At 42.0% G+C, this 25,825-nt stretch carries 24 protein-coding genes; 10 read left to right on the top strand and 14 right to left on the bottom strand.

Features of this window, described 5'->3' with window-relative positions:
• Positions 1-16 precede the first annotated feature (16 nt).
• Entirely contained in the window at positions 17-466 is a 450-nt protein-coding gene (locus BLR84_RS05535; RefSeq protein ID WP_090465451.1) for a response regulator, read from the bottom strand.
• A gap of 117 nt (positions 467-583) precedes the next feature.
• Here BLR84_RS05535 and BLR84_RS05530 point away from each other — a divergent pair, with 117 nt between their 5' ends.
• Positions 584-2,704, top strand: a complete 2,121-nt coding sequence (locus tag BLR84_RS05530) for a sensor histidine kinase (protein WP_090465448.1) — start codon at positions 584-586, stop codon at positions 2,702-2,704.
• Positions 2,705-2,888: 184 nt separating this feature from the next.
• Here BLR84_RS05530 and BLR84_RS05525 read toward each other — a convergent pair whose 3' ends face one another.
• The 3 genes from BLR84_RS05525 to BLR84_RS05515 all read right to left on the bottom strand — a co-directional run bounded on the left by BLR84_RS05525 (position 2,889) and on the right by BLR84_RS05515 (position 7,380).
• Entirely contained in the window at positions 2,889-3,593 is a 705-nt protein-coding gene (locus tag BLR84_RS05525; RefSeq protein ID WP_090465445.1) for an NUDIX hydrolase, read from the bottom strand.
• Between the two features lie 171 nt (positions 3,594-3,764).
• Positions 3,765-5,525 (bottom strand): ABC transporter ATP-binding protein, encoded by a 1,761-nt coding sequence (locus tag BLR84_RS05520; protein ID WP_090465442.1) that lies wholly within the window; start codon positions 5,523-5,525, stop codon positions 3,765-3,767.
• Positions 5,526-5,628: 103 nt separating this feature from the next.
• Positions 5,629-7,380, bottom strand: coding sequence for an ABC transporter ATP-binding protein (locus BLR84_RS05515; RefSeq protein WP_090465439.1), 1,752 nt, complete (start codon positions 7,378-7,380; stop codon positions 5,629-5,631).
• Positions 7,381-7,620: 240 nt separating this feature from the next.
• Between BLR84_RS05515 and BLR84_RS05510 the strand changes: the two genes are divergently transcribed.
• The 5 genes from BLR84_RS05510 to BLR84_RS05490 all read left to right on the top strand — a co-directional run bounded on the left by BLR84_RS05510 (position 7,621) and on the right by BLR84_RS05490 (position 12,949).
• A complete protein-coding gene (locus tag BLR84_RS05510; RefSeq protein WP_090465436.1) occupies positions 7,621-8,253 on the top strand; it encodes a MarR family winged helix-turn-helix transcriptional regulator in 633 nt (210 codons plus the stop codon).
• A 24-nt stretch (positions 8,254-8,277) separates the two neighbouring features.
• Entirely contained in the window at positions 8,278-8,877 is a 600-nt protein-coding gene (locus BLR84_RS05505) for a GNAT family N-acetyltransferase (protein WP_090465433.1), read from the top strand.
• 134 nt (positions 8,878-9,011) lie between these two features.
• Complete coding sequence (locus BLR84_RS05500) at positions 9,012-9,701, top strand: ABC transporter ATP-binding protein (protein WP_090465430.1); 690 nt, start codon at positions 9,012-9,014, stop codon at positions 9,699-9,701.
• Positions 9,679-12,264, top strand: coding sequence for an ABC transporter permease (locus BLR84_RS05495; protein WP_255366863.1), 2,586 nt, complete (start codon positions 9,679-9,681; stop codon positions 12,262-12,264). Before BLR84_RS05500 ends, BLR84_RS05495 begins: the two co-directional genes overlap by 23 nt.
• 4 nt (positions 12,265-12,268) lie before the next feature.
• Positions 12,269-12,949: an arylesterase gene (locus BLR84_RS05490; protein WP_090465868.1), complete on the top strand. Its 681-nt coding sequence runs from the start codon at positions 12,269-12,271 to the stop codon at positions 12,947-12,949.
• 5 nt (positions 12,950-12,954) lie between these two features.
• Here BLR84_RS05490 and BLR84_RS05485 read toward each other — a convergent pair whose 3' ends face one another.
• The 4 genes from BLR84_RS05485 to BLR84_RS05470 form a co-directional block, all read right to left on the bottom strand.
• The gene (locus BLR84_RS05485; protein WP_090465426.1) at positions 12,955-13,935 is read right to left on the bottom strand and encodes a hypothetical protein; all 981 of its coding nucleotides are present in this window, start codon (positions 13,933-13,935) and stop codon (positions 12,955-12,957) included.
• A 156-nt stretch (positions 13,936-14,091) separates the two neighbouring features.
• A complete protein-coding gene (locus BLR84_RS05480; RefSeq protein ID WP_090465423.1) occupies positions 14,092-15,372 on the bottom strand; it encodes a serine hydrolase domain-containing protein in 1,281 nt (426 codons plus the stop codon).
• A 46-nt stretch (positions 15,373-15,418) separates the two neighbouring features.
• Complete coding sequence (locus tag BLR84_RS05475) at positions 15,419-16,432, bottom strand: LacI family DNA-binding transcriptional regulator (RefSeq protein WP_090465421.1); 1,014 nt, start codon at positions 16,430-16,432, stop codon at positions 15,419-15,421.
• A 215-nt stretch (positions 16,433-16,647) separates the two neighbouring features.
• Complete coding sequence (locus BLR84_RS05470) at positions 16,648-17,331, bottom strand: hypothetical protein (RefSeq protein ID WP_090465417.1); 684 nt, start codon at positions 17,329-17,331, stop codon at positions 16,648-16,650.
• Positions 17,332-17,617: 286 nt separating this feature from the next.
• Here BLR84_RS05470 and BLR84_RS05465 point away from each other — a divergent pair, with 286 nt between their 5' ends.
• Together BLR84_RS05465 and BLR84_RS05460 are read left to right on the top strand one after the other, a co-directional pair.
• Positions 17,618-18,928 carry a PQQ-dependent sugar dehydrogenase gene (locus BLR84_RS05465; protein ID WP_090465415.1) on the top strand — a complete coding sequence of 437 codons (1,311 nt, stop codon included), beginning with the start codon at positions 17,618-17,620 and terminating at the stop codon, positions 18,926-18,928.
• Positions 18,928-19,389 carry a c-type cytochrome gene (locus BLR84_RS05460; protein ID WP_090465410.1) on the top strand — a complete coding sequence of 154 codons (462 nt, stop codon included), beginning with the start codon at positions 18,928-18,930 and terminating at the stop codon, positions 19,387-19,389. The genes BLR84_RS05465 and BLR84_RS05460 overlap by 1 nt, the downstream gene beginning before the upstream one ends.
• 162 nt (positions 19,390-19,551) lie before the next feature.
• On the opposite strand, the gene BLR84_RS05455 is transcribed toward BLR84_RS05460, so the two are convergent.
• The 6 genes from BLR84_RS05455 to BLR84_RS05430 all read right to left on the bottom strand — a co-directional run bounded on the left by BLR84_RS05455 (position 19,552) and on the right by BLR84_RS05430 (position 23,905).
• A complete protein-coding gene (locus BLR84_RS05455) occupies positions 19,552-20,073 on the bottom strand; it encodes a tetratricopeptide repeat protein (protein WP_090465407.1) in 522 nt (173 codons plus the stop codon).
• A 337-nt stretch (positions 20,074-20,410) separates the two neighbouring features.
• The gene (locus BLR84_RS05450) at positions 20,411-20,653 is read right to left on the bottom strand and encodes a hypothetical protein (RefSeq protein ID WP_143013834.1); all 243 of its coding nucleotides are present in this window, start codon (positions 20,651-20,653) and stop codon (positions 20,411-20,413) included.
• 34 nt (positions 20,654-20,687) lie between these two features.
• Positions 20,688-21,437, bottom strand: a complete 750-nt coding sequence (locus tag BLR84_RS05445; RefSeq protein ID WP_090465402.1) for an ABC transporter ATP-binding protein — start codon at positions 21,435-21,437, stop codon at positions 20,688-20,690.
• On the bottom strand, positions 21,434-22,303 hold the full coding sequence (locus BLR84_RS05440; RefSeq protein ID WP_090465399.1) for an ABC transporter permease: 870 nt from the start codon (positions 22,301-22,303) through the stop codon (positions 21,434-21,436). The genes BLR84_RS05445 and BLR84_RS05440 overlap by 4 nt, the downstream gene beginning before the upstream one ends.
• Positions 22,304-23,278: an ABC transporter substrate-binding protein gene (locus BLR84_RS05435; protein WP_090465397.1), complete on the bottom strand. Its 975-nt coding sequence runs from the start codon at positions 23,276-23,278 to the stop codon at positions 22,304-22,306. It lies immediately after the preceding gene.
• A gap of 168 nt (positions 23,279-23,446) precedes the next feature.
• Positions 23,447-23,905, bottom strand: a complete 459-nt coding sequence (locus tag BLR84_RS05430) for an NUDIX hydrolase (protein WP_090465393.1) — start codon at positions 23,903-23,905, stop codon at positions 23,447-23,449.
• Between the two features lie 75 nt (positions 23,906-23,980).
• On the opposite strand from BLR84_RS05430, the gene BLR84_RS05425 reads away from it, so the two are divergent.
• Positions 23,981-24,478, top strand: a complete 498-nt coding sequence (locus tag BLR84_RS05425) for an SRPBCC family protein (RefSeq protein ID WP_176851958.1) — start codon at positions 23,981-23,983, stop codon at positions 24,476-24,478.
• A gap of 652 nt (positions 24,479-25,130) precedes the next feature.
• Positions 25,131-25,715, top strand: coding sequence for a riboflavin synthase (locus BLR84_RS05420; protein ID WP_090465388.1), 585 nt, complete (start codon positions 25,131-25,133; stop codon positions 25,713-25,715).
• The last annotated feature ends 110 nt before the right edge of the window (positions 25,716-25,825 follow it).

The raw sequence follows: 25,825 nt of genomic DNA, 5'->3' as shown, positions 1-25,825 counted from the left end.
CAGACAGGGGTACATATTACCTGAAAGCTTTAGCCAGTGTTTCCAGCTCCATGTTCGCTATCTGTAATTTATAGGTGAGCTCTTTATTTTCTTTTCGAAGGATATAAATTTCAATGGCATTTTGAATGTGGATCCGGAGTTCATCATTTTGCCATGGCTTTACCAGGTATTTATAAACCTGTCCCCGGTTAATAGCATCAATAACGGCGTTGATATCTGAAAACCCGGTTAGTAATATTCTGATCGTGTCGGGATTCGTTTGCAAAACAGATTCCAAAAATTCAATCCCGGTAGTAACGGGCATACGCTGGTCTGTAATGATCACCCCAATCTCATTCCCATTCAGTATCCTGCGCCCTTCAACAGCAGAGCTGGCCGTATATATGTTAAAGTCGCGTCTAAAGGCTGCCTTAAAACTATTCAGGTTATTTATTTCATCATCAACATACAACACTCCTACGGCCATAGCAAAACACTTTAGTGAACGGATAATATCGGCTTACAAAAGTAAATTTATGCAAAGTTTAATTTACTGCGCATTTTTATTATAATTATTGTTCTGTATAGGTGTAACAATTATATCATGAAAAAAATATTATTAACCGGGTATCTGCTGGTATTGGGGCTTGCAACTTTTGCCTACCCAACTGATACATTGGTTATTAATAGCAACCGATCACAACTATTAACCAACAGATACTTTTACGAGCTTGAAGCTCCTGACAATAATTTAAACATCGACCAGGTTGTAAATAACAATAAGTTTCACCGCATTGAACAAACGCTTCCGGCTTTAAGGCTTTCAAAATCTACCACGTGGATAAAATTCAACTTAAAAAACAACAGTAAAGAGCCGCTGATCACTATTGGTATAAATGCCAGTGTTATTGATGAATTCGACCTTTATTATACAGTAAACACAAGCATAGCCCCGCGCCATCTAAGTCCTGATCATACTCAAAACCTCGCTTTTATCAATTGCCCACTCTTACCGGGAACATCAAGCACCGTATATTTACGTATAAGAAGCAATGCTTCTGCCGTTGTTCCGATAAAAATTTACAGCGCCCCGGCGTTTTTAGAAAGCCGTAATATTGAAAATATTACCACCGGTATCATAGTAGGTGTTTTTATAGTGATGGCCTTGTATAATTTATTGTTATTTTTTATTGTTGGCGATTACAGTTACCTGTATTATGTAAATTATATCGTTTGTTTAGGCCTGTCCCAGTTACTTAAACGTGGCTATGGAACTAATTTACTTACAACAGATATAACCACTTTAAATAATTATGTGATCCCTGTGATTAGGGTATTGCTCGGATTTTCCATTTTGCTTTTTATGAGTAAGTTTTTACAGCTCAAACAAAATTTAAAGCAGTGGTATAAATATTATCTGTTACTCTATCTATTCTACTTAGTAACTCTTATGGTGATTGTAGCAGGCATGGCCGGTATTGCCTATAATTTAATCACCATTAGTACAGCTATCACTGCAATTAGCCTGCTTATTATAGGAGCTTATTTATACTTTAAGAGTAATTTCAAACCAGCCAAATTCTTTTTGCTAAGCTGGGGGATATTCTTAATCAGTTTGTTGATGTCTGTAGCGCGTAATAAGGGATTTATTCCCTACGACAATATAACAGCTAATATTGTGATTTACAGTTCCGTTTTAGAACTGATCCTGTTTTCGGCAGCTTTAGCAGGAAAAATTAACTTTTACCGTTACCAAAAAAACGAATCACAAAGTTTTGCACTTACCGTTGCCCAGGAAAATGAGCGATTAATAATTCAGCAAAATATTTTGCTGGAAAGCAAGGTAAAAGAGCGAACTGAAGAATTAATTAAGATCAATAAAAGCCTTTCGTTATCTATCGATAATCTTACAGTTACTCAAAAGCAACTCATCGATAACGAAAAAATGGCCTCGCTGGGCCAACTTACAGCCGGCGTGGCTCATGAAATTAATAACCCCATTAACTTTGTAAGTTCAAACATCGCTCCTTTACGGCTTGATTTTGATGAGCTTTTAGCGTTACTGGATAAGTATGACGATGCCTTGAATAACCCGGGGCAAACCTTTTTTTTTAAAGAGCTGGATGATTACAAACAAAAGATCGACCTCAATTTTATTAAGGATGAGATAACTGTTTTATTAAATGGCATAGAAGATGGTGCAAACAGAACGGCAGAAATAGTAAACAGCCTGCGCACCTTTAGCAGTACCGATGAGCAGGTATTAAAAACTGCCGACATCAATAAATCAATCCTGAACAACCTCCTTATTTTAAGAAGTACTATTCCATACTACATCGAGATCAGGCCTGTTTTTGACAAACTGGAGCCTTTAAACTGTTATCCGGGCAAAATTAATCAGCTGATCATTAACCTGATCAACAACAGCATATATGCCATTAAAAGTAAAGATCATCATAGCGATGAATGTATTATGATCATTACTAAGGACTATGCCGATCACATTACCATCGAAATTACCGATACGGGTGTAGGCATGACCGAAGAAACAAAACAACGGATCTTTGAACCATTCTTTACCACTAAAGGCATTGGCGAAGGTACCGGACTGGGGCTTTCTATCGTATTTGGTATTATCGAAAAACACCGGGGCAGTATCGAAGTAACATCCTCGCCCAATAAAGGTGCAACATTTATGGTTTCGATCCCTAAAAACTTAGCTTAGTAAAAACCCAAACAGGTGGCCAATTTTGTTAAAACTGGGTTTACATGGTTTACACTTTTTATGGCTAACATCTATATATATAATTGATAATCAGTAAATTAAGTCTAATTTATGATTATATAGTGGGTTTACATGTAAACCCACTCTTAGTAAAGCTTCCAATATAACTTTTACCCTATCTTAACTAAAAGAATTTCTCGGGGTTAGGTACCAGGTTCAGGAACGATTCAAAATTCTGTTCGTAATGAGATTGGTCAAGTTTGTAATAAAAAGCGCCTTTCTTTGACGACAATTTATCTTTCTCTGGCAGTTTTACCAGCAAACCGGTTGATAATAGTTTACGGCTAAAGTTACGATCGTCAAACTTGGTTTGATAAACGCCTTCATAAAGTGCCTGCAGTTGCGGTATGGTGAATTTTTCTGGTAATAGCTGAAACAGGATTGGGTGTAACGCGGCCTTATAACGCAACTGGCGTAAGGCAAGCCTTACCATTTCTGTATGGTCAAATATCAGCTCGGGCATTTCATTCAGTAAAAACCATTCTGGGTGATACTCTTCGCTTAGTTGTTTTTCATACTGATGAATATCAATCAGCGCGAAGTAAGCGATAGACAAAGTTCTCTCCACCGGGTCGCGGTCTGGATGACCAAATACATGAAACTGCTCCATGTATACATTTTTAAGCCCCGTACGTAATTCTAATATGCGGTTGGCGGCATCATCTGGCGACTCCGAAGGCTGTATAAAGCCTCCCATCAGGCTCCATTTATTTTTCTCGGGTTCAAGACCACGTTGTACAAGCAATAATTTGATATTAAATCCGTCGAATCCAAAAATGATACAATCTGTCGCCGCTAAAATGCGTGTCTCGCCGGTATACTTCTGCATAATTTGGTTAAAGTTTATTTGCAAGTGTAAAAATAATTATGCAAATATTTAGTGTCGATACTACAACTATTTTATTCGAGGCAACATTTTTTAATTTTTATAAGATCACTTATTGTAGCGGGTTAAAACCTTAGCACCAATCATTATAAATAAATATCATAGCCAAATCCTTTAACTAACCCGCTTGCCCTGCAGCAACATATCCATAGCATCGTTAAGCGAACCGGCCCTTGATACTTCGCCCGAATTAACAAAAAATATCTCATCGGCATTTTCAATAGTATTCAGGCGATGGGCGATGATCACTCTGGTGGTAGTATCTGGTAACTTGTTCAATATATCGCTCAATAACTGCTCGGTTATGGTATCAATATTAGCCGTAGCCTCATCCAAAATCAATATCTGAGGATTACGCAATACCGCCCGCATAAAAGCGATCAGTTGTTTTTGACCAAGGCTGATGCTATCACCCGAAGAAAGCACCTGGGTTTCCAGCCCACTTTCAAAAATAGCCAGCAGACTACCCAGGTTAGCATCAATGATCACTTTTTCCAGCTGTTCATTGCTGTGATCCTTATACAGATCGTTACCATATAAAATATTATCCTTAACCGTTCCGGTAAATAAAAACGGTTCCTGTAAAATAAATCCAATTTTTTGGGTGCGCTCTTCCAGGCTGTAGGTTCTGATGTCACGGCCATCCAGCATAACCAATCCTTTTGAAGGATCATATAAGCGGGCAATCAGTGATGCTGTAGTGGTTTTACCTCCACCGGTTGGGCCAACCAGGGCGTAGGTTTTACCCTGCTCCAGCTTAAAGCTGATATTGTGCAGTATTTCCTGATCATCGTTATAACCAAAGTGTACGTTCCTGAATTCCAGCAGGGCGGCATTTTGTTCAGATATCCCATTTTCCATAACAGGCAGATCGGTTTCGAGAGACAGTATTTGTGATATCCTGTCCCAGCCCGCCATAGCCAGTTGAAAGTTTGTCCATAACGCGGCTAATTGCCTCAAAGGGTTATAAAAGTTGGTGGAGTATGATAAATAACTCACCAGCAAACCAATACTAAACTGTCCGATGGTGATCAAATAAATACCAAAGGCCAGCACGATCAGTTGTGCTATACTGGCAAACAAACCATAAACAGGTATAAAAACGTTGTTTGCCAATCCTGAGCCAATCGCGGTTTTGTAATTATCACGATTGGCGGTTTCAAAACGTTTCCGGAAATAATCGCGGCGGTTAAAAGCGATGATCACCTTAAAATTATGCAGGCTTTCCTGTATCTCCGAACTCATCCCTCCTACGCTTTTCAGGTTCTGTGCATTTTTGCGTTTTATCCAGGGTGATAAAACCAGTGTCAACACCAAAATAAGTACAGCCGGGGCAAGCGTGGCAACACCCAATTCAAACTTAATCAGTAACAAAAACACACCTGCGCCTACCATGATAGAGATGTTCCCGATAAACTGCATCAGCGATTGAGAAAAAAACTGGTTCAGCTTGTCGGTATCATTGTTTACCCTCGATATCAGGTCGCCCGCCTTATTCTGGTTAAAAAAACCTACCGGCAGCTGCTGTAACTTATTAAATATAGAGTTACGCAGGGTAAACAACATACGCTGACTTACACTACCCATCAGCTTGGTTTGACTATAGCTGGTAAACAAAGCCAGCAAATACATACATAACAATATAGTGGCGTTATGAATAACCCCGCTATAATCCTTATGCTGCACATAGGTATCAATGGTGTGCCCAATAACAAGAGGCCCCAATAAATTGAGCGAGGAGTTGGTTAATATAGCCAACAGGGCAAGTAAAAGTATCTTCTTTTCGTGCGCAATTAGCTGCAACAGCTTTTTAAGTCCTGCAAGGGTTGAGGTCTTTTGCTGTGCCTGGCTAAGCTTATTCAGATCGTAATTCATATATAATTAGTGAATTAGTGATTTAGTGATTTTTGTCTAAACTCGAATTTTTAGAATTTTAGAATTAACAGAATCCGCACATCTGAAATCTGCACATCTATTTTTAATGAGCAGCGCCATGTTCGTAATTACTGGTACTTTGCTGCGAGTTAAATATCTGTACGTAATCCGGACTGGTTTGCATCAGCTCATCATGCACGCCACGGGCTACTATTTCGCCTTGGGTAAGCAGGAGGATCTGGTCATAATGCTCAACCGATGCTATTTTCTGGGTAACCGATATCAGGGTTAATCCGGGGTAATTTTTCTGGATATTGCTTAATATCTTTTTCTCGGTATTGGTATCAACCCTAGCTGTAAAATCATCCAGCAATAAAACTTTTGGGTTAACGGCCAAAGCCCTGGCCAGCATGATTCGTTGTTTTTGTCCGCCAGAAAGACTCGATCCACGTTCAGAAACAATGGTATTCAGCTTCTCTGGCAGGTTATCGATAAAGTCCCTCAATTCGGCTGTTTCAATGGCTTTTTCCAATGATTCATCCGTAACCGTATCACTAAAAGCAATGTTTTCGCGGATGCTCATATTAAAAATGATACTATCCTGAAAAACAAAACCCACCTGACTATGGAACGATTCGCTGTTATAACTCTCAATGCTGCGCCCGTCATAATGCACATAACCGGATGTTGGGTTGATGAGATTAGTGAGCAAATAAAGCAGCTGCGTTTTACCGGCAGCTGTAGGCCCGATGATAGCAATTTTTGATCCTGCCGCTACCGAAAACGATACATTTTTAAGCGCCGGTTTTTGACCATACACTAATGACACATCCTTAAGTTCCACTTCACCGCGCAGTGTTTCTTTTAAAGTTCCGGCATCAACCATATCCGGTGCATCCAGCACCACACTGATACGGGTAAATGATGCCGAGGCCTGCGCGATCAGGTTACTCATAAAGCCTAATATAAATATCGGAAATATGAGTAATGACAGATAGCTATTAAAGGCGGCAAAACTACCCAGGGTCATGCTGCCGTTGATCACAAAATGGCCACCCATCATTAAAATGGTCAAGGCTGCCAGGTTGGCTGTAAAGGTTACGATAGGTATCAGTCCGGCAAAAAAGCCCAGTATTTTTAAGCCATATTGTTTAGCCTCGGTATTGGCCTCTAAAAACTTATTATACTCCAGCTGCTGCGAATTGATCACACGAATAAGCGCTGCGCCCAGGATACTTTCGTTGATTACCTTGTTCAGTTGGTCAATTACCCCCCTGCTTTTTATAAACAACGCGCGTACGTTCTTTAACACATAAAAAAATGTACCGCCGATGATCGGGATAATGGCAATCACCGCCAGGGCAAGCTTCCAGTTAATCGTAAACAGTAATATGCTTGCACCAATAATGATGAACAAGGAGGACACGATAGATACCAATGCCTGCGATACAAACAGCTTTATGGAATCAACATCAGCCGTTAGATTGGTAAGCAGCTTGGACGGATTGGCTTTTTCAATAAAAGCATGACTTTGCCTGGATATCTTATCGGCCAGTTTTTGCCGCAGATCGCGGGCTACACGTTCCGAAGCATAGGTTTGAATAATGGTTTGCAGATAACTAAAAATAAAAATGACCAGTACAGCTAATGAGAATTTTTTAATGATATCGCTAAACACAAAGTGCTGTTTAGTATAATCGTCTATTCCGCTGGCTATTATCTTGGGCAACCAAAGATTCACGCCATTGCTGATTAATGCAAACAACAAAAGCAGAGAAACGAGGCCCATGTACGGCTTTAGCAAGCTAAAAACACCAGGTGGTTTTTTATCGGGTTTTTGAGTATCAGTTTTCATGTCTTTTTCAGATATACATCTACAGATGTTTCAAAGTATAAGGTTAACGGCTTAGTAAAAATACACCATTATATGTATGATGACGATTATGAAAGTAAAACATTTTGCTGGCGGACAAATAATTTACAATCGCACCAAATTACTACTAAACAGAAATATTAATGCAAATATATTCCTATTTGGTAATAATTAAAACTTTTTAGATATAATTTCATAATTTTACAACTAAATAGTAATAACATGAAACCTATTGTACAACTGGTAGAGGAATGGACTGCATTTGAAGAGGTTAGCAATGAGCAATCCGTTGAAGCTTTTTGTCGATATTACCTTCAAAAACAACGACCCAAACCCAAACATCCGGGTAAAAAAAGCGAACGTATCATGAATGGTGTCAGTCTGCTCAAAACAGTAGGCCGTATTTTGAGCGCCTACTCTCTTTACTTCCGATCGGCAGTTAACCATATCGAGATGCCCCCTGCGGAAAGCTTTTATTATCTGAATACGCTTGTGCACATGGGCGAAGTAAAAAAGAGCGATCTGATCAACCAGATGTTTGCCGAAACCACTACCGGTATGGAGATCATCAACAGGCTTATCCGCGAAAAAAAGATAACGGAGCGTACCTCGCCCGATGATAAGCGTGCTAAGCTCATCAAAATAACTCCCAAAGGGACGGCTGCCCTTGATGAATATTATAAAATATCGGCCAAGGTAATCGAAATGACCTTTAAAGACCTGAGCGATGATGTTTTGGTTGATTGTTATGAAATGTTAAAATATTGCGAGCAACGCAATTCTGCACTTGCTATTGAACTAAAGAACAAGCCATTTATGCAGATGTACGAGCACGCCATGGCTGATAAAGCCTGAAAACTTAAAAAGTAAACCACTATCATGAGTTCAAAACTCTCATCCGAAACCGATTATATTTTAGAAGACGAATGGGTATTGATCAGACCCTTAACTATCGACGACTATCAAAACCTGCTGCCTTTTGCCCTATATGAGCCCAACACCTGGAGTTATTCACAGGTGAGTGCCAAAGGCGCTGATGGCATGCGTAATTATATTGATCAGGCCCTTAAAGCCAGGCTTGAGGGTAAGGAATACCCTTTTATTATTTACGATAAAAAAGCAGGCGAATATGCAGGCAGTACCCGCTTTTATGATATACAATCGGCCAACCAGGCATTGGAAGTAGGTTATACCTGGTATGGCGAAAAATTCAGGGGTACCGGTCTCAACAAACACTGCAAATTTTTACTACTGCAACTGGCCTTTGAAGAATTGGACCTGAAACGGGTAGGCTTTCGTGCCGATGCCCGGAATGAGCGCAGCATCGCGGCTATGAAAAGTATAGGCTGCACGGTAGAGGGTATTATCCGTAGCCACATGCCCCTTCCTGACGGAACCCGGCGCGATTCTATTCTCCTGAGCATTTTACAACACGAATGGCAGCAGGATGTAAAAGAACGGCTGAAAGCTAAGTTGTAATTGTATTTTTAAAGTCATTTAATAAAAACCTATCTGCGTTTAAGCCCCTAATGGCATAATTCATGGATATTTATGCAAACTGGCCGGGTAACAAATTACAGCCAGGTGCATCTATACCATAAAAAACACACCGTTTGGAAACTATACTCAATATTTCAGATCTGGGCAAAACCTACCAAAGCGCGGGGCGTACGCTCAACGTGCTACATGATATAAATTTCAGCATTGCTGCCGGCTCTACCAATGCTATTGTGGGCCCTTCGGGCAGTGGCAAAACTACCTTATTGGGATTATGTGCGGGGCTTGACCGCTCCAGTGCGGGAGCAGTGGAACTAAATGGCATTAACCTGGGGAACTTAACAGAAGACCAGCGCGCGCAGGTACGTAACCAATATGTAGGTTTTATATTTCAGAATTTTCAGCTGCTGCCTACGTTGACCGCTTTGGAGAACGTAATGGTTCCTTTGGAGCTTCGTAACGAAAAAAATATCCGGGCAAGGGCCTTGGATTTGCTGGATAAAGTGGGGCTGGCCGATCGCGGGCACCACTACCCTTCTCAATTGTCGGGTGGTGAGCAACAACGGGTTTCGCTGGCACGCGCCTTTTCCAATTCGCCCAAAATATTATTTGCCGATGAACCTACCGGCAACCTGGATGCCGAAACCAGCGAAAAGGTGGTAAAACTCCTTTTTGATTTGAATAAAGAGGCCGGCACTACACTTATCCTGGTAACCCATGACCTGGAGTTGGCCGCTAAAACACAGCGCATCATCAGGATAAAAGGTGGTCAGCTGATAGCTGATGAAAAAACAATTAACGGATAAGTTTATGGAGACCAATCCCGTTAACTATCAAAGAAAAATGAATATCCCCTGGCTGTTTAATATGGCCTGGCGCGATAGCCGTAAAAACCGGTCGAGATTATTTCTTTTCATATCTGCCATTGTATTTGGGATAGCCGCATTAGTAGCCATCTACGCGTTTAAATACAATGTCCAAAACGACATCAACGGACAGGCAGCTACCCTGATCGGCGCTGATCTTTCTGTATCAGGCAATAAACCGGTCGACTCAAAACTGAAAAAACTATTGGATTCATTAGGCGATGACCGCTCGCAGGAACGCAGCTTTGCCTCGATGGCCTATTTCCCCAAAAGTAAAGGCACAAGACTAGTACAGGTACGGGCACTACAGGGCAATTTCCCTTATTATGGCGCTATTGAAACCACACCCGAACAAGCTGGCACATCCTTCAGAAAAGGCCAAATGGCTGTGGTTGATAAAACCCTGATGCTGCAATTCAACGCGCATGTGGGCGATTCTATCAAGATCGGCAATAGTCAGTTTTTAATTACCGGCATTTTAAACCGCGCCCCCGGACAGGCCGGTGCTGTTGCGGGAATAGCACCGGTGGTTTATATCCCCATGCAATACCTGGAGCAAACCGGGCTGGTAAAAATTGGCAGCCGGGTAAACTACAGCTTTTACTATAAATTCACCAGACCGGTAAACCTGGATAAACTTACCAAAAAGCTTGATCCTATGTTGGATAAAGCAGGCATGCGGTACGAAACCATTGAAGGCCGAAAAGAAAATACCGGTCGTAACTTTGGCGATCTGAGTCGTTTTTTATCCTTAGTGGGTTTTGTTGCTTTGCTATTGGGTTGTGTAGGTGTGGCCAGCGCGGTTCATATCTATGTGCGCGAAAAGATAGCATCTATTGCCATAATGCGCTGCCTGGGTGTAAAGGCGTCTGAAGCTTTTCTGATCTACCTGATCCAGATTGTTGGTATCGGGCTCATCGGCTCTGTTATAGGGGCTGCATTGGGTACCGCAATACAGCATTTATTACCGGTGATATTTAAAGATTTTATACCATTCACCATATCCGTTCAAATTTCCTGGATGGCCATTGGTCAGGGTATTTTATTAGGGGTGATCATTTCCCTGCTTTTTGCTTTACTCCCGCTGATATCTGTGCGTAATGTATCACCATTAAATACCCTCAGACTATCATTTGATGATGCCGTATTATCCCGTGATCCGCTCCGCTGGTTGGTATATGCGCTCATTATGCTGTTTATCATCGCTTTTACCTATTTGCAATTAGATAGCTGGTTGGGGAGTCTGTTCTTTACGCTGGGTATATTGGGAGCTTTTATCATACTATCAGCAGTAGCATGGTTGCTGATGCGCCTTACTAAATTACTGATCAACAGCTCGTGGAGTTATTTATGGCGACAAGGCTTTGCCAATTTATACCGGCCCAATAACCAAACGCTTATCCTTATGGTGTCCATAGGTTTAAGTACGATGTTCATTTGTATACTGTTCTTGATTCAAAATTTGCTCATCGGTCAGGTTACCTTATCGAGCGGCGGCAACCAATCAAACATGATCTTGTTTGATATACAAAACAGCCAGAAGGATTCCGTTGCCCGCTTAACCCGTCAGCAAGGTTTGCCTGTATTACAACAGGTGCCTATTGTAACCCTGCGGATAGAGCAGATCAATGGTAAAACCGCTGCCGATCTGCAAAAGGATTCAACCATAAAAATTCCGCACGGTGTATTTGCTTATGAATACCGGGTTACTTTCCGCGACTCCCTTTCTGGATCAGAAAAACTGACAGACGGTACCTGGATTGGCAAAGCAGAGCCTGGAAAAGATATACCCGTTTCTGTAGAAGAAAACCTGTACCATCGGGCAAACCTTAAAATTGGCGACAAAATAGTTTTTAACGTTCAGGGGGTAGAAATGCCCGCCTACGTGGCCAGCGTACGTAAAGTAAACTGGGGTAAAGTGCAGACCAATTTCCAGGTGGTTTTCCCGACAGGTGTTCTGGAAGACGCCCCGCAGTTCCAGGTGTTGCTTACCCATGTGCCATCAACTAAAGTATCAGCTACTTTTCAAAGGGCCATTGTGCATAGCTTTCCAAATGTCTCTATTATCGACCTGGGCCTGGTTTTAAGCGTATTGGATGAGTTGCTGAATAAAATAAGCTATGTGATCCGCTTTATGAGCGCCTTCAGTATCATAACCGGTGTGGTAGTATTGGTGGCATCGGTACGCATCAGTAAATATCAGCGTATACAGGAAAGTGTATTGCTACGCACCTTAGGTGCAAGCCGCAAACAAATTTTTGCCATTACCGCGTTGGAATACCTGTTCCTGGGCTCTTTATCAGCCCTTACCGGTATAGTGATCGCTTTTGGCGGCAGTTGGTTACTGGCCAAATACAGTTTTGAGATACCCTATACAGTTAATTATCTGCCGGCGTTGATATTAGTTTTCGTTATATCCATACTAACCGTTATCATTGGTTTGTTAAATAGCAGGGGCGTTTTAAATAAGCCGCCACTTGAAATATTACGCAATAACGCTTAATACCATGCACAAATTCAAATTAACGTTCCTGTTACTGACCACGCTTATTTTCGCGGCGTGCGATCAAAATAAAAAACCCTCAACTGATGAGGGAGCTAAAAGCAGCACAGCAGCCCAACCGGATGCAGCCACGTCAAAAACCGTATTGTTTTTTGGCGATAGTTTGACCGCCGGTTATGGGTTGGATGACCCGTCGGAGGCTTTCCCGGGTGTGATCAAAGATAAGATAGACTCCCTGAAACTACCATACAAAGTGGTTAACGCTGGTTTAAGCGGCGAAACCACCGCGGGCGGTAATGCCCGTTTAAGCTGGCTGTTGAAACAGAAAGTAGATATTTTTATACTGGAGCTTGGCGCTAATGATGGACTGCGCGGTATCCCGGTAAGTGAGACTAGTAAAAACCTGCAAAGCATTATTGATAAGGTGAAAGCTAAATATCCCGAAGTAAAGATCGTACTATTAGGTATGCAGGTTCCTCCCAATATGGGTGCCGATTATGCCAATAAATTCAAGGCCGTTTATCCTGATCTGACAGCTAAAAACCATGCTCAGTTGGTACCGTTCCTTTTACAGGGTGTAGCTGGCATATCCGCATTGAACCAGGCCGATGGGATTCACCCTACAGCACAAGGAGCCAAAATAGTGGCCAATAATGTTTGGGACGTTTTAAAGGGCGTTCTGTAATAGATTTAGGTTACCGCTGTGAGATCCCATTTATAAGTGTATTCCGGCGTATCAAGGCCGCTGGCAACAGTGAGTATAACATGTCCTTTTGATCTGTCGGTTTCGCTCAGGGAGTAAGTAAAATGTATCAATTTAGGGGTTGTCACAATTACCTCATCGGCAATTTTGGCTCCGTTAATTTTAATGATCCATTTTTTCTTGTCGAGGTTTTCGCCGGCAATTACTATGTCATTGCATTGAGTAGTATTTAATTTTTCGGGATTCGTATCTACAAAGGTTACCTTATCATCTTTTAAACTATCTGGCCTGGCTTCCTTTGGCCGAAATATCACTTCAAATATTTCTTTAAGCTTTTGGGTTGCAATATCTGTAAAAAGCCCCGCCAAAGCTGATATGGTCATAATACCATAGATATTCAACGTATTACCGGGATCGTTCGAGTTTAAAAAACCGGCCCTAAAGGCAAAATAAACAATCACCGCTAAAGCCGCCGCAGTGAAAGGCTTAACGCAATACCATAATAACCAACTACGCTTAAACTGCCCGGCGCCTATAAATGTGGTAAACGAGGTAGATATATGTACCATATTTCCTAAAAAACCGGACACAGCTACTAAAAGCAACATCAATGTGTTAAACTGAATAGTGTCCCTGATATTAACGGGCGTTGTACAATGCACCAGAGCAGCAACATTCGGCGTTTTACCTGCTTCTACAACTTTTTTGGCGGTGTCACTATAAGCAGCCACAGTATTGCTTATGGGGTGTATCGAAGGCTTGCCATAGTTAATACAGGCGCTATCCAACAAGGTTACGTTAAATAAACGATAGTCATACCTCGCGGTACTACCACTTGAAGGCAGTTTATCGGGCCAAAAAGCAATAATCGTAACAAGCGCTAACAGGGTAAGCAGGGATAATAAAATCCCAGCGATAACTTTTTCAACGTTCGATATCTGGTTCCGGTAGCAAGGCCCTTCTTCCATATAAATATATTTTTAAAATCTATAGAGTTAGTTTACGGTTTGCACATCAATCATTTACATTCATAAAACTAAACAAAGACAGAGGCATATATTACCGTAATTACACGTTATTTGAGTGTGGATTTTACCTGATATGTGGCATGGAAACATGAAGAATCAATCTGCCAAGGCCTGGTAAACCAGGGCACGGAATTTATCCTGTATGGCATTATGCGGTAATGGCCAGTTCTGTATAAAAAGCAAACAAACCAGGTGCTCCTTTGGATCTACCCAATACAAGGTGCCATAAAAACCGCCCCATGCAAATGAGCCAGGGCTTATACCTAATTTAGCTGAGCTTGCCGGAGTGGTAATACCAAAACCCAGACCAAATTTGTCTTTATCCGGGTTAATATACAGATCGCCTATTTGATTTTCGGTCATCATTTCAACCGTGTGCCTGGCCAGTAGGCGCTGACCGTTATAGAGGCCCCCATTCAGCATCATTTGTAAGAAAATGGCATAATCCTTAATGGTAGAACTTAAACCGGCTCCGCCTGAAAAATATGTCCCTGCCACTTTAGGGTAATCGAAATCTACCCCAGAAAGTGTAGAAGCGCTCCATCTTACCAAATGCTGTTGTTTATCGGGTGTATAAACCGCTACCAAGCGATTTTGCTTAGTCACTGGTATATAAAAATAGGTATCTTTCATCCCCAATGGATCAAATATGCGCTCTTTAAAAAACTGATCTAAGGTTTTGCCTGAAACTTTTTCAACCAGGTAACCCAACACATCTATGTTTAAACCATAGGTCCAGTGCTCACCTGGTTGATGGGTTAGTGGTAGTTTTCCTAATTTATCCATAGCATCCGCCACACGAAGTTTACCGGCTACAAAGCCACCAGGTATTCCCGATTTTGCATAAATAGCATTCATCCGGGGTGAACCTATTTGCGCGTATTCGATGCCTGATGTATGGGTAAGCAGATCGCGGATAGTTATTTCCCGTTTAGCGGGTACAGTGGTGTAAGTGGTATCTTTATCATTATACAGATCGATCACCTTAGGGTGCGCGAATGCAGGTAGATATTTTGAGATAGGCTCATCCAGCAAAAACTTTCCTTCCTCAAATAGCATCATCACCGCAACACTGGTAATAGCTTTGGTTTGCGAAGCTATGCGGAATATATTATCATTATTCATCAGCTTTTTTTGCTCCACATCAGCAATACCGAATGATTTATTGTACACTATTTTACCATTTCGGGCGATGAGGCCGACAGCTCCGTTGATATAACCAGAGTCGATATTATCCTCAATCAGATGATCAATACGCTGTAATCTTTCAACCGAAAACTTTTCTGATACCGGATTGCCCAACTGTAAGGTAACACCTTGCGCATAAGCACCCAAACCAGCGCTAAGGAATAATAAAAACAGCAAAACCTTTTTCATCATCAATAATTAAATAGCACCTTACTTAAACTGTTGGCAGCGTATTTTATTTTGTAGATTTTCTGATCCTCAGGTCAGTGCTTAATATCACCTGTTGTTTTACACCATTCTCCACAGAAGTATTGAGCCTGTTAAGCAATAGTGTGATCACCTTATCAGCAATAGCATCAATGGGCTGTGCTATTGCCGTTACCGGAGGGTTGCAGAGTTCAAAAACCTCATAATCGTCAAAACATATCAGGGCAATATCTTCCGGTATCCTTTTGCCCAGTTTCCGGAGCACTTTAAGTCCGCAGGTTCCCAAACGATTATTGCCGAACAGTATTGCATCCGTTTCAGGATGTTCATTCAGAAAAGCTTGGATCGGATCAGTCATCAGTTTTTCATCCTGGTAAAAATCGACCTCCTTAATATTGGTTTTAAGCTTGCTTTCGGTGATGGCTTTTTTATAGCCGCTAAGCCTGTCGGCCATCTGTGTTTGCTGATTATTAAAGCTGATAAAAGCGATATTTTTATACCCCTTATCAATAAGATACCGTGTTGCATTGTAGGTGCTGAACAAATTATCAACCACTACATAATCCGTCTCAACTCCAGGCATATACCTGTCAAACAATACCACAGGCAGGCCATCTTTGATTAGGGCGCTGATATCCTCTTCAATACCCTCTGGCGGAACGATGATATATCCGTCCACATGCCTGTCGCGAAACATAGCTATCAGCTCCTGGGTTTTTTGGGTGTCATTATCGGTACTGCTATAAATAATTTTATACCCGTTTTTGTAAGCGCGGTCTTCAATTTGCCGGGCTATGGTGGCAAAAAAATTATTGGATATATCCTGTACTAATAAACCTATAATGTTTGATTTACCCGTACGCAGGCTTTTTGCCAGTGAATTTGGTTTATAGCCAACTTCTTTTACATATTTTAAAACACGTTCAACCAGTTCTTCGCTTATCCGTTTTTCGCGTGCCCTGCCATTCAAAATAAAGGATACAGTAGTTTTAGATATGTTCAGGCTGTTGGCAATATCAACGATAGATAATTTCTTCTTCAAATTTTTTAGTGTTGTTTATCCAAATATATAACATAAATAATAACACAAAAGAGCCTTTGGTGTGATAACTTAACTATAGGCATAAATAAATGCTAAATCGAGTTATTTTAGGCAGTTCTTTTATTCGGCTAAACCCAAAACAAAAAGAATCACCCATTACAGGTAATTCTTTTATTAAAATATATATCGGGATATTAATCTATAAACTGGTCATTTTATTGGCGAGTGGCATAACCTCTGTTTTCGGCGTAGCGCTGGCCATTGTCACGTCCCCGGTTATCGTTGTTACGATTATCTGAACGTTGGCCACCCCAGTTACCACGGTTCTGGTTACCTCTGTTCCATCCACGGTTGTCGTTCTGGTTTTGATTACCCCCCCAGTTACCACGACCGTAGTCGCCTCTGCCCCATCCGCGGTTGTCACGACTTGAGTAAGCGTAACCACCGTTATATCTGTTGTCAAAACGATGCCCCCAATTGCCGCGACCGCCGGCGTAACCACCCCATCTTGACCTGTAAAGATCATGGTGCATATAAGGTCTTGGAGAGCGCACTTCGTATCTTACAGCACTACGCCAGTTATAGTTACGGTATGCGCCTGGTAAATAAGCTGCGGTTACCCATGAATTACCATCGTTATAATAGTAGCAATGCCTTGGTACAGAATAATAAGCTTCAACTTCGGGCAGATAGTAGTAATCATCACCATCGTAGTCGGCAGGTACATTATCATCGTCATAAACAGGGGTTTCCTGCACAACAACGGGCTGTGGCGCCGGTGCATAAACGTGGCGCACCGGTATATTAAAACCCAGGTGGATAGATATTTGTGCATCTGCGGTTTTGGCATAAAATAATCCGCTTGTTGCTATTGCTGATAATATGATTAACTTTTTCATGTTTGTTAAATTTTATACAGTTAGGACGATAAGCAATAGCAATGGTTTAACCGATATTTCAGTCTCATCACCAAACAGCTATAAATCAGAATTTAATTTTTATTTATAAATATTTACCGAAATTAAATTCTCCCGATATAATCATCTCCATAAAAGCAGCTAAAACCCGGTATTTTTATTAATGGATAGTGCTGAAATAAAGGCAATTCTGTCATAGCATTACTACAAAACAGATTTGGGTATTCCCTGTATATTTATTTAATTTGATAACCATTAATCAACTGCCATGAAGAACAGAAAATTACTTTCGGCATTGCTGCCTGTTGCGGCAATAGCGGCGTTCATATTATTTAATGCCTGTAAAAGCGGCGGGCCTGCTAATAACGGCAAAGATTCCCTTAACACTACTACCCCAACTGCCGATGGTGGAGCCGGATTAAAGCTTCCCGCAGGTTTTAACGCGGCTGTTATTGCCGACAAACTGGGCGGTACACGAGAGATAGCTGTAACCCCACAGGGTGATATTTATGTTAAACTTAATCGCGCTAAAAACGGCAAGGGCATCTTGTTCCTACACCAGGAAGGAGATAAAGCAACTGTAAAAACAGGCTTTGGTACCTTTGGCGGCACCGGTGTATATGTTAAAAATGGTTATCTGTATGCTTCATCTGACGAGGAGGTTTTCCGTTATAAACTGAACGCCCAAAACGAGGTGATTAGCCCGGATCAGCCCGAGAAAATAGTTACCGGTTTGCTAAGTCGCCGTGAACATGAAGCTAAGGCCATTACGTTGGATAACGATGGCAATCTGTACGTGAACATCGGCGCTTACTCCAATGCCTGCCAGGTAGAAGATCGCAAAAAAGGCTCACCGGGCCAAAAAGGCTGCCCTATTTTAGACTCTGCAGGCGGTATATGGCAGTTTAAAGCTGATAAGCTTAACCAACACTATGGCGACGGCGTACGTTACGCTACAGGTCTTCGCAATGTGGTAGGTTTCGACTGGAACCAGCAAAACAACCAACTATTTGTTATGCAACACGGCCGCGATCAGTTACACGATCTTTTCCCGGATATGTTTACCACCAAACAATCCGCTGTTTTACCAGCCGAATGTATGTATGCCCTTAAAAAAGGTGATAACGCAGGCTGGCCTTATATGTATTACGATCAGGAACAACATAAAAAGATCTTAATGCCCGAATATGGCGGCGATGGCAAAAAAGAAGGCGGCCAGGATGCGATTGATCCTGTTGCTGCTTTCCCGGGCCACCTTGCCCCTAACGGCTTGTTATTTTATACCGGTAACCAATTCCCGGAAAAATATAAGAACGGCGCTTTCATCGCTTTCCACGGCTCCTGGAACCGTGCCCCTGAACCACAGGCCGGTTACTTCGTGGTATTTCAGCCGTTTAAAGATGGCAAACCAAGCGGCGAGTGGGAAGTATTTGCCGATGGCTTTGCAGGTACCGCGGCGCAAACAGCTTCTGGTCGTGCAGAGCACCGCCCATGCGGATTAGCACAAGGCCCGGATGGCTCACTTTATGTAACAGACGATAACCAGGGAACTATTTACAAAATAACTTATAAAAAATAATGGACTTTAAAAAAGCCCCAATAATCATATTCGCATCAGTATTGTTTACCGTAACCGGTTTACAAGCCCAAACCAGGCATAAGGCCAAAGCTCCTGTAAAGCATACAACAGTTGGTTTGAAAGCGTCGATTGCAGCCGGTCAGAAGGTATTTGCCCAATATTGCGTATCCTGCCACCAGGCTGATGCTTTGGGTGTGCCCCACATGAATCCACCGCTGGTTAAAACAACCTATGTTTTGGGCGATAAAACCAAACTCATCAAAATTGTGCTGAACGGTTTTAACGAAGATGTAGAGATCAATGGCGAAACTTACTCCAACAGTATGGCATCACATGATTTTCTGAAAGACCAGGAAATTGCCGATGTGCTTACCTTTGTGCGTAACAGCTTCGGTAATAAGGCCTCTGCCATTACCGCTGCCCAGGTAAAGGCCGTAAGGGCGACTAATAAAAAGAGCTAAAGGCTTAAACAACAAAAGCGGGGCATGCCCCGCTTTTGTTGTTTAATAGAAAGTTCATTATTGCGAGCGATAGCGTGGCAATCCCCGATTAGCAGAGCCGCTCTGTATAGTTAGGGATTGCTTCGTGCCTCGCAATGACGCCTTTATTTTATTGGGAGGGGTTTAGTCCGTTATCTGATATGTATAAGCCAAAGTTTGTTTCATTTTTGACTTTACCCGTTTCAGGCTCAATTCAATATCTACCTTTTCGTTATTTTCGGTTACCTCCATGAAGGCTTTCTGATAAGCATCCAGCGCTTTTGTCCATTGCTTGTTCTTTTCATGGAACAGGCCAAGCAGGTCATATATACCGGCAGCGTCAACACCCTGAGTGTTTAAGGCTTTGGTTGATATGGCGTTAACCAGTTTTTCCATGTTCAGAAAAACCAACAGATCAAGGTAATGGCTATAGTTATCCGGGAAGGATGGTTCCAACTCCATACAGGTTTTGAAATGATAGCCTGCAGTTTGGTAATCCTTAATCTCGTAATAATATATCATCCCCAATTGGTGATGGGCGCGTGCGTATAATGGGTCGTTGCTAATTATCTCGTTCAGTAATTTAAGGGCTTTGGGTGTTTTCCCATATGATATTTTATCGATAGCCTGCAGATACTTTTCTTCGATAGTATAATAAGTGTTCATAAATTTTAAAATTGCAAAAGCTCACTTGCAGCAAGCATAAATTGAATAAATAATGATGTAATAAATTCTGTCCGTGGTAATAGCGTTTTCTAAAACGGACTGGAGAAGAGTATCATTGATGCACAACCCTTCTGCCTGGCCACCATGGGGCACATCATATTTTTAAAGCAGAATGAATTATTAAACAGCATCATCTATTTTTTTACAAAATTACACTTATTGATCGAAATTGCAAAATGGCGGGCAAATGCGGGATATGAGACTCATGTGATGCGTCTCTACATAAAAAATAAGAAACGTAGAGACACATCACATGAGTCTCCAATTATTCAATATTTTAAGCAGCAATCGCAGCTTTAGCGCCTTCGATCAAAAAGTTATTCTTCAATTCTTTTTCTGATACGATCACGCTGAAATCATCATATTTTACGCCATGCTCCAAAGGATACAGAGTGTAGCCTCTTTTTAAAGCATCGTATATGCCCAATTCAAATATTTCGTCTTGTTTTTTTCCTTTTATCTTGGCGCCGCTTACTAACTGGTAAGCATCGAGTATGGATTCAAAATTGTTAGTCTTCATAATGCACAACACCATACAATTACTTTGCCATTTTTTAGGCAAACCAATCAAAAAGGTCATTTTGCTTTAAATCTGACTTTTGTTTGTTGTTCAGATCCCTCAACACCAGCCCCTCACTCATTTGGATGATCCGTGTGCCGTAATTATAGGCATCCTTGAGGTTATGGGTAATCAATATGGCAGTCAGTTTAAAATCAGTGATCAGTTTATCAGCCGTACGCATCACCACCTCTGCCGATCGTGGATCAAGCGCAGCGGTAGGCTCATCCAGCAACAATACATTACAGCTATCCATTACGCTCATTAACAGGGTTAAAGCCTGTCTTTGCCCACCCGAAAGCGTCCCCATGGATTGCTCTACTTTATTTTCCAGCCCCATGCCCAGCGTAGCTATCTTTTCTTTAACCTGCTGCTTGAATTTATCATTAACACCGATAGATAAACCCTTGGCTTTAGTACGTATGGCAGCCAGCCTGAAATTATCCAGAATACTCAGGTCAGATGCTGTACCACTCACAGGATTTTGAAAAACACGGGCTATCCATTGACTACGGCGATAATCGGGTAGTTTGCTGACGTTATTTTCGTCTATACTGATACTCCCTGTATCCGGGAATACGCTCCCTGCTACCAGGTTAAGCAGGGTGGTTTTACCCGAGCCGTTAGAGCCCACGATCACCAGGAATTCCCCCTCCGTAATATCCAGGGTGATGCCGTTAACCGCGTTAACCTGGTTGGCCTTACCCTTATTAAAAGTTTTATGTACGTTGTTTATCGCTATCATGATGATCGGAGTGATGATAAACGGGGTAAACTAACTATCAGCAGTACAAAAACGGCAGTAACTATTTTGAGCATATTCGGATCGACGCCAATGGCCAGCGTAAGCGCCAAAACCAGCTGAAATACCACGGCTCCGCCCAGCACCAGAATTAAACTGAGCCAAACACTGGTGATACGCAACCAATTGATCAGCGATTCGGCAATAATTACCGAGCCCAGGCCCACGATCACGATGCCTATACCCATATTGATATCGGCAAAATCCTGCGATTGTACAAAAAAATAACCGCTTAAAGCTGTAAGCGCGTTGGCCAATGCCAGGCCGGTGATCTTCATTCGGTCGGTATTAACCCCCAGCGCCCTGATCATGGATTCACTGTTGCCGGTTGCCCGCATAGCTATACCAAAATCTGTTTTGAGCAGGTATCCTATCAAAAAAGTGATCAGTACCACAAATACCAACAGGATCCAAAAAGTATTCTGATTAGGATCTGTTACCACCTGTACCGACGAGAATATGGAAGGCAGGTTACTGAGCGGTATATTGGAACGCCCCATAACAGTCAGATTTACCGAATACAAGGCCGTCATGACCAGGATACCGGCCAGCAATGCGTTTATTTTTAGCTTGGTATGGATCAGTCCTGTTAAGGCCCCTGCTATACCACCGGCTATGATAACCGCGGGTAAAATAATATATGGCGATTGGTGGTGCGTGAGCATAACAGCCGTAACGGCGCCACCCAGCGTATAACTACCATCGGTAGTGATATCCGGGATATTAAATATCTTCATAGAGATATAAATACCCAGCGCCAAAGCCGAATAGCAAAGTCCCAGTGTTACCGTGGTGAGATAAAAATCCATTTATTTAACAGCCTCAAAATTTGAGGGTACTGTAATGTTATATTTTTTTGCAGCGGCAGTATTATATACCCTTTTCCTGATCTTCACCATCTGCGGCCCCAGTCCATCGGTTTTGTGTGTTTTTAAAAATTGCGCGGCCTGTTCGCCTGCCTGGTAGCCCCATTGGTAAATATCTGCACCAAAAGCAGCAACAGCACCGCGTTGCACCAGGCCAGCCTCACTGGTAAATATGGGTACATTCTTTTGGTTACAGCTTTTCAAAATGGTCTCAAATGATGCAAAAACGGTATTATCCGGGTTAGCGAAAAAAGCATCAATGTTCCTATTTAGCAGGGATTGCGTAACCAGTTGCGCATCTGCCGAAGAATTTAAAGGCAGCGCCATGATGGTCACATTCTGTTTTTCGGCCAATGATTTGATGCGGTTTAACGCATCGGTAGATTGCGGCTCCGATTGATTATAGATCATCCCGATCACCAGCTTTGTCCCTTTGGGTTTCAGTAATTTAGGGATGATGGCAAATGAAGTATCGATATAGTTCAGATCTTCCAATGCACCAAAAAGATTAGCCGGGGCCTTGCCATTGGCATCAAGCACTTTCATACGCTCGGGCACTGGCGATACCATAGCAAAAATGGGTATGGTTTTGGTTTTTTGTATTGCCGTAACGGTAGAAAGAGTTGTACAGGTAGCCAGCAGATCAACATTTTCAGAAACAAAATGATTAACGATCTGGGTTAGCGTAGGGATATTGCCCTGGGCATTGCTGTACTCTATCTGCACTGTTTTTTTAGCCTCGCTAAAGCCCTCTTTTTTCAAAGCATCAGTAAAACCGGTACGGGCCTGCGATATGGTGGCATCCTCAAATGCATCCACAAAACCAACAACAGGCACATCGGTCGACTTTGGTTTTGGTTTGCACGATACAATCGAGATCAATAAAAAAGCTATAGGTAGATATTTGAAAAACTTCATTTTACTAAGTTATGTAATTGCCCATAAAGGTAAAAGCAGAACGGCAAAAGGTGAAATTAGTTTTACAAAGGAACTTTAGGACTTTGGGACTTTGAGATGATGAGACCATGTGATCCTTAGATAAAAAACTGTTGATGATCGGGCTTGTCTCAAAATCTCAAAGTCTCATTATCCTAACTTCTCAACCAATTCTTCAATGAACTCCACCTGTGCCTGGTTGATCTTCACTTTAGCTATATCTACATCAAACCATTCCGCCCTATCCACCTCGGGGAATGATTGTTGCCTGCCCGAGCGTGGCGGCCATTCCATTTCAAAATGATTGCTTTTGACACTCAAATGGTTTATATCACCTTCTACTGCCCAGGCATGTACTTTTTTCCCGCCCTTTTGGATGATCGGGTTTAGGTGGATGAATTTACCGATGATGCCCTGCCCGGTTTCTTCCTCAAATTCACGTTTGGCGGCTTTCAACGGGTCCTCGTCATCCAAAAATTCACCTTTGGGGATCGACCAGCCGCCATCATCTTTATTTTTAAAGAACGGCCCGCCGGGGTGCACCAGGAAAACCTGTAGTTTGCCTTCAGTTTTTCGGTATAATAGTATTCCGGCGCTTTGTTTAGCCATGGTTAATATTTAAAAGCAAGTTAATAAAAGGGTAAGGTATTATGATTATTTTTATATCAAACAATGCTACTATATATGACTGACAACCGCTGGACAACCTTTAAACTAACCGCAGATTTTAATACCAACGTTCGCAATATTTATGAGGCCTGGGCTACTCCTGCCGGGCTCGAAAGCTGGTTTTTACGCCAGGCTGATTTTTATACCATAGTTGGCCGTCAGCGCGAAAAGGATGAATTTATCAGCAAAGAGGATACCTATTCCTGGTACTGGCACGGCTTTGACGACGATACGGTTGAGAACGGACAGGTGCTGGAAAACAATGGCTCCGACCTGCTTAAATTTACCTTTACCGGCGGCAGCATTGTAACCATCGATATCCAGAACAAATACGGCCTCACCCTCATTGAACTTACCCAGGAAAACATCCCCCTGGAAAATGACCCTGCAAAAAATCTATATGTACAATGCCAGCTCGGGTGGACATTTTACCTCACCAACTTGAAATCAGTAATTGAGGGTGGTAAGGATTTGCGTAATAAAAGGGTTGATGTATCGACCAGTTTTAAATAGCCCATGGCTCGTAAAACTTTTTAAACCTATTATTTTAACACTTTTTTGGTCGAAAACGGCTTAAAAAAAGCTCAAAGCTGATTTAAAAACCCTCATTTTAACACTTTTTAACAAATTTTAACACGATTTTGATGAGTTTTAAAAGGTTTAAAAAGTATTAAATTATTGATAATCAATTTAATACACACCAAACAGCTAGTTTTTGGCCTTGTTTTTCCTTAACCAAACAGCCCGGTTCTCTTATAAAAAGACAACCGGGCTGCTTGTATCTATACAAAGATACGAAATTTAGGTGGAGTATACAGGCAGAAAAGAAGGTTAAATTGTCACAGAGTCGACTTATCTCGACAAATCAAAACCATGTCATTGCGAGCGCAGCGCGGACAACCGACCGTAGGGAGTTCATTAATACCTTAAAAAAACAATTAACAACATTTAATAATCTCCTCGCGTTCTCATCGTCAAGAATAGCTAAGAGATTGCTTCGTCGTTCCTCCTCGCAATGACATGTGGTATATTAACGCCATCTCTTGAAGCGACAACCGGTTGAGTCGTTTCGTTAAATTTCAAACTTCCCTGACAAAAAACATCTATAATATTCTTTAGCTTTGACGTTCATCAAAAACTCCCCCTTTAGGGGGTTGAGGGGCATATGTTTACAGGAATTATAGAAACTTTGGGTAAAGTGACCGATCTGCAACAAGAGCAGGGCAATTTACATATCACTATTGAATCGGCTATTTCGCACGAATTAAAGATCGACCAATCGGTGGCGCATAATGGGGTTTGTTTAACAGTGGTAGCGCTGGCCGATGGCCTGCATGTGGTTACTGCTATTGAAGAAACGCTGAACAAAACCAGCCTGGGTCACCTGAAAGTGGGCGAACCTGTAAACCTGGAACGCTGCATGCAAATGAATGCCCGGCTCGATGGCCATATTGTTCAGGGCCATGTTGACCAAACCGCTGTTTGTACCGCATTTAAAGAGCTTGACGGCAGCTGGGAATACACTTTTGAGTATGATGCCGCTACCGGCAATGTCACTGTCGAAAAAGGGTCTATTTGTGTTAATGGTATCAGCTTAACCGTGGTCAATTCCAAAGCCAACAGCTTTTCTGTAGCTATTATCCCCTACACTTTTGAACATACCAACCTGCATAACGTTCGTGAAGGTTCGGTGGTTAACCTGGAGTTTGATATCATTGGCAAATACGTAGCCCGGCTGATGCAACGTTAAAATCGTATTTAACAAATAATTATTAGCCAATTACTAACCACGCTGTCATTTCGAACGAGCCCGGGCGGAAAGTGAGGTGGCGCGAGGAGAAACTATCTCTTGAGCGACAG

The sequence above is a fragment of the Mucilaginibacter sp. OK268 genome, from assembly GCF_900103125.1.
GTDB lineage: Bacteria > Bacteroidota > Bacteroidia > Sphingobacteriales > Sphingobacteriaceae > Mucilaginibacter.
The sequence above is the reverse complement of the archived record's forward strand: the minus strand, read 5'-3'. Positions and strand labels throughout refer to the sequence as shown.

What these genes read in the sequence shown, in the direction of transcription:
- BLR84_RS05435 (WP_090465397.1), bottom strand. Translation starts at nt 23,278, where the DNA reads ATGAAGTTTTTCAAATATCTACCTATAGCTTTTTTATTGATCTCGATT.
- BLR84_RS05430 (WP_090465393.1), bottom strand. Translation starts at nt 23,905, where the DNA reads ATGGCTAAACAAAGCGCCGGAATACTATTATACCGAAAAACTGAAGGC.
- BLR84_RS05470 (WP_090465417.1), bottom strand. Translation starts at nt 17,331, where the DNA reads ATGAAAAAGTTAATCATATTATCAGCAATAGCAACAAGCGGATTATTT.
- BLR84_RS05495 (WP_255366863.1), top strand. Translation starts at nt 9,679, where the DNA reads ATGAAAAAACAATTAACGGATAAGTTTATGGAGACCAATCCCGTTAAC.
- BLR84_RS05490 (WP_090465868.1), top strand. Translation starts at nt 12,269, where the DNA reads ATGCACAAATTCAAATTAACGTTCCTGTTACTGACCACGCTTATTTTC.
- BLR84_RS05535 (WP_090465451.1), bottom strand. Translation starts at nt 466, where the DNA reads ATGGCCGTAGGAGTGTTGTATGTTGATGATGAAATAAATAACCTGAAT.
- BLR84_RS05440 (WP_090465399.1), bottom strand. Translation starts at nt 22,303, where the DNA reads ATGGATTTTTATCTCACCACGGTAACACTGGGACTTTGCTATTCGGCT.
- BLR84_RS05445 (WP_090465402.1), bottom strand. Translation starts at nt 21,437, where the DNA reads ATGATAGCGATAAACAACGTACATAAAACTTTTAATAAGGGTAAGGCC.
- BLR84_RS05450 (WP_143013834.1), bottom strand. Translation starts at nt 20,653, where the DNA reads ATGAAGACTAACAATTTTGAATCCATACTCGATGCTTACCAGTTAGTA.
- BLR84_RS05420 (WP_090465388.1), top strand. Translation starts at nt 25,131, where the DNA reads ATGTTTACAGGAATTATAGAAACTTTGGGTAAAGTGACCGATCTGCAA.
- BLR84_RS05510 (WP_090465436.1), top strand. Translation starts at nt 7,621, where the DNA reads ATGAAACCTATTGTACAACTGGTAGAGGAATGGACTGCATTTGAAGAG.
- BLR84_RS05455 (WP_090465407.1), bottom strand. Translation starts at nt 20,073, where the DNA reads ATGAACACTTATTATACTATCGAAGAAAAGTATCTGCAGGCTATCGAT.
- BLR84_RS05520 (WP_090465442.1), bottom strand. Translation starts at nt 5,525, where the DNA reads ATGAATTACGATCTGAATAAGCTTAGCCAGGCACAGCAAAAGACCTCA.
- BLR84_RS05525 (WP_090465445.1), bottom strand. Translation starts at nt 3,593, where the DNA reads ATGCAGAAGTATACCGGCGAGACACGCATTTTAGCGGCGACAGATTGT.
- BLR84_RS05480 (WP_090465423.1), bottom strand. Translation starts at nt 15,372, where the DNA reads ATGAAAAAGGTTTTGCTGTTTTTATTATTCCTTAGCGCTGGTTTGGGT.
- BLR84_RS05465 (WP_090465415.1), top strand. Translation starts at nt 17,618, where the DNA reads ATGAAGAACAGAAAATTACTTTCGGCATTGCTGCCTGTTGCGGCAATA.
- BLR84_RS05530 (WP_090465448.1), top strand. Translation starts at nt 584, where the DNA reads ATGAAAAAAATATTATTAACCGGGTATCTGCTGGTATTGGGGCTTGCA.
- BLR84_RS05485 (WP_090465426.1), bottom strand. Translation starts at nt 13,935, where the DNA reads ATGGAAGAAGGGCCTTGCTACCGGAACCAGATATCGAACGTTGAAAAA.
- BLR84_RS05460 (WP_090465410.1), top strand. Translation starts at nt 18,928, where the DNA reads ATGGACTTTAAAAAAGCCCCAATAATCATATTCGCATCAGTATTGTTT.
- BLR84_RS05425 (WP_176851958.1), top strand. Translation starts at nt 23,981, where the DNA reads ATGACTGACAACCGCTGGACAACCTTTAAACTAACCGCAGATTTTAAT.
- BLR84_RS05505 (WP_090465433.1), top strand. Translation starts at nt 8,278, where the DNA reads ATGAGTTCAAAACTCTCATCCGAAACCGATTATATTTTAGAAGACGAA.
- BLR84_RS05515 (WP_090465439.1), bottom strand. Translation starts at nt 7,380, where the DNA reads ATGAAAACTGATACTCAAAAACCCGATAAAAAACCACCTGGTGTTTTT.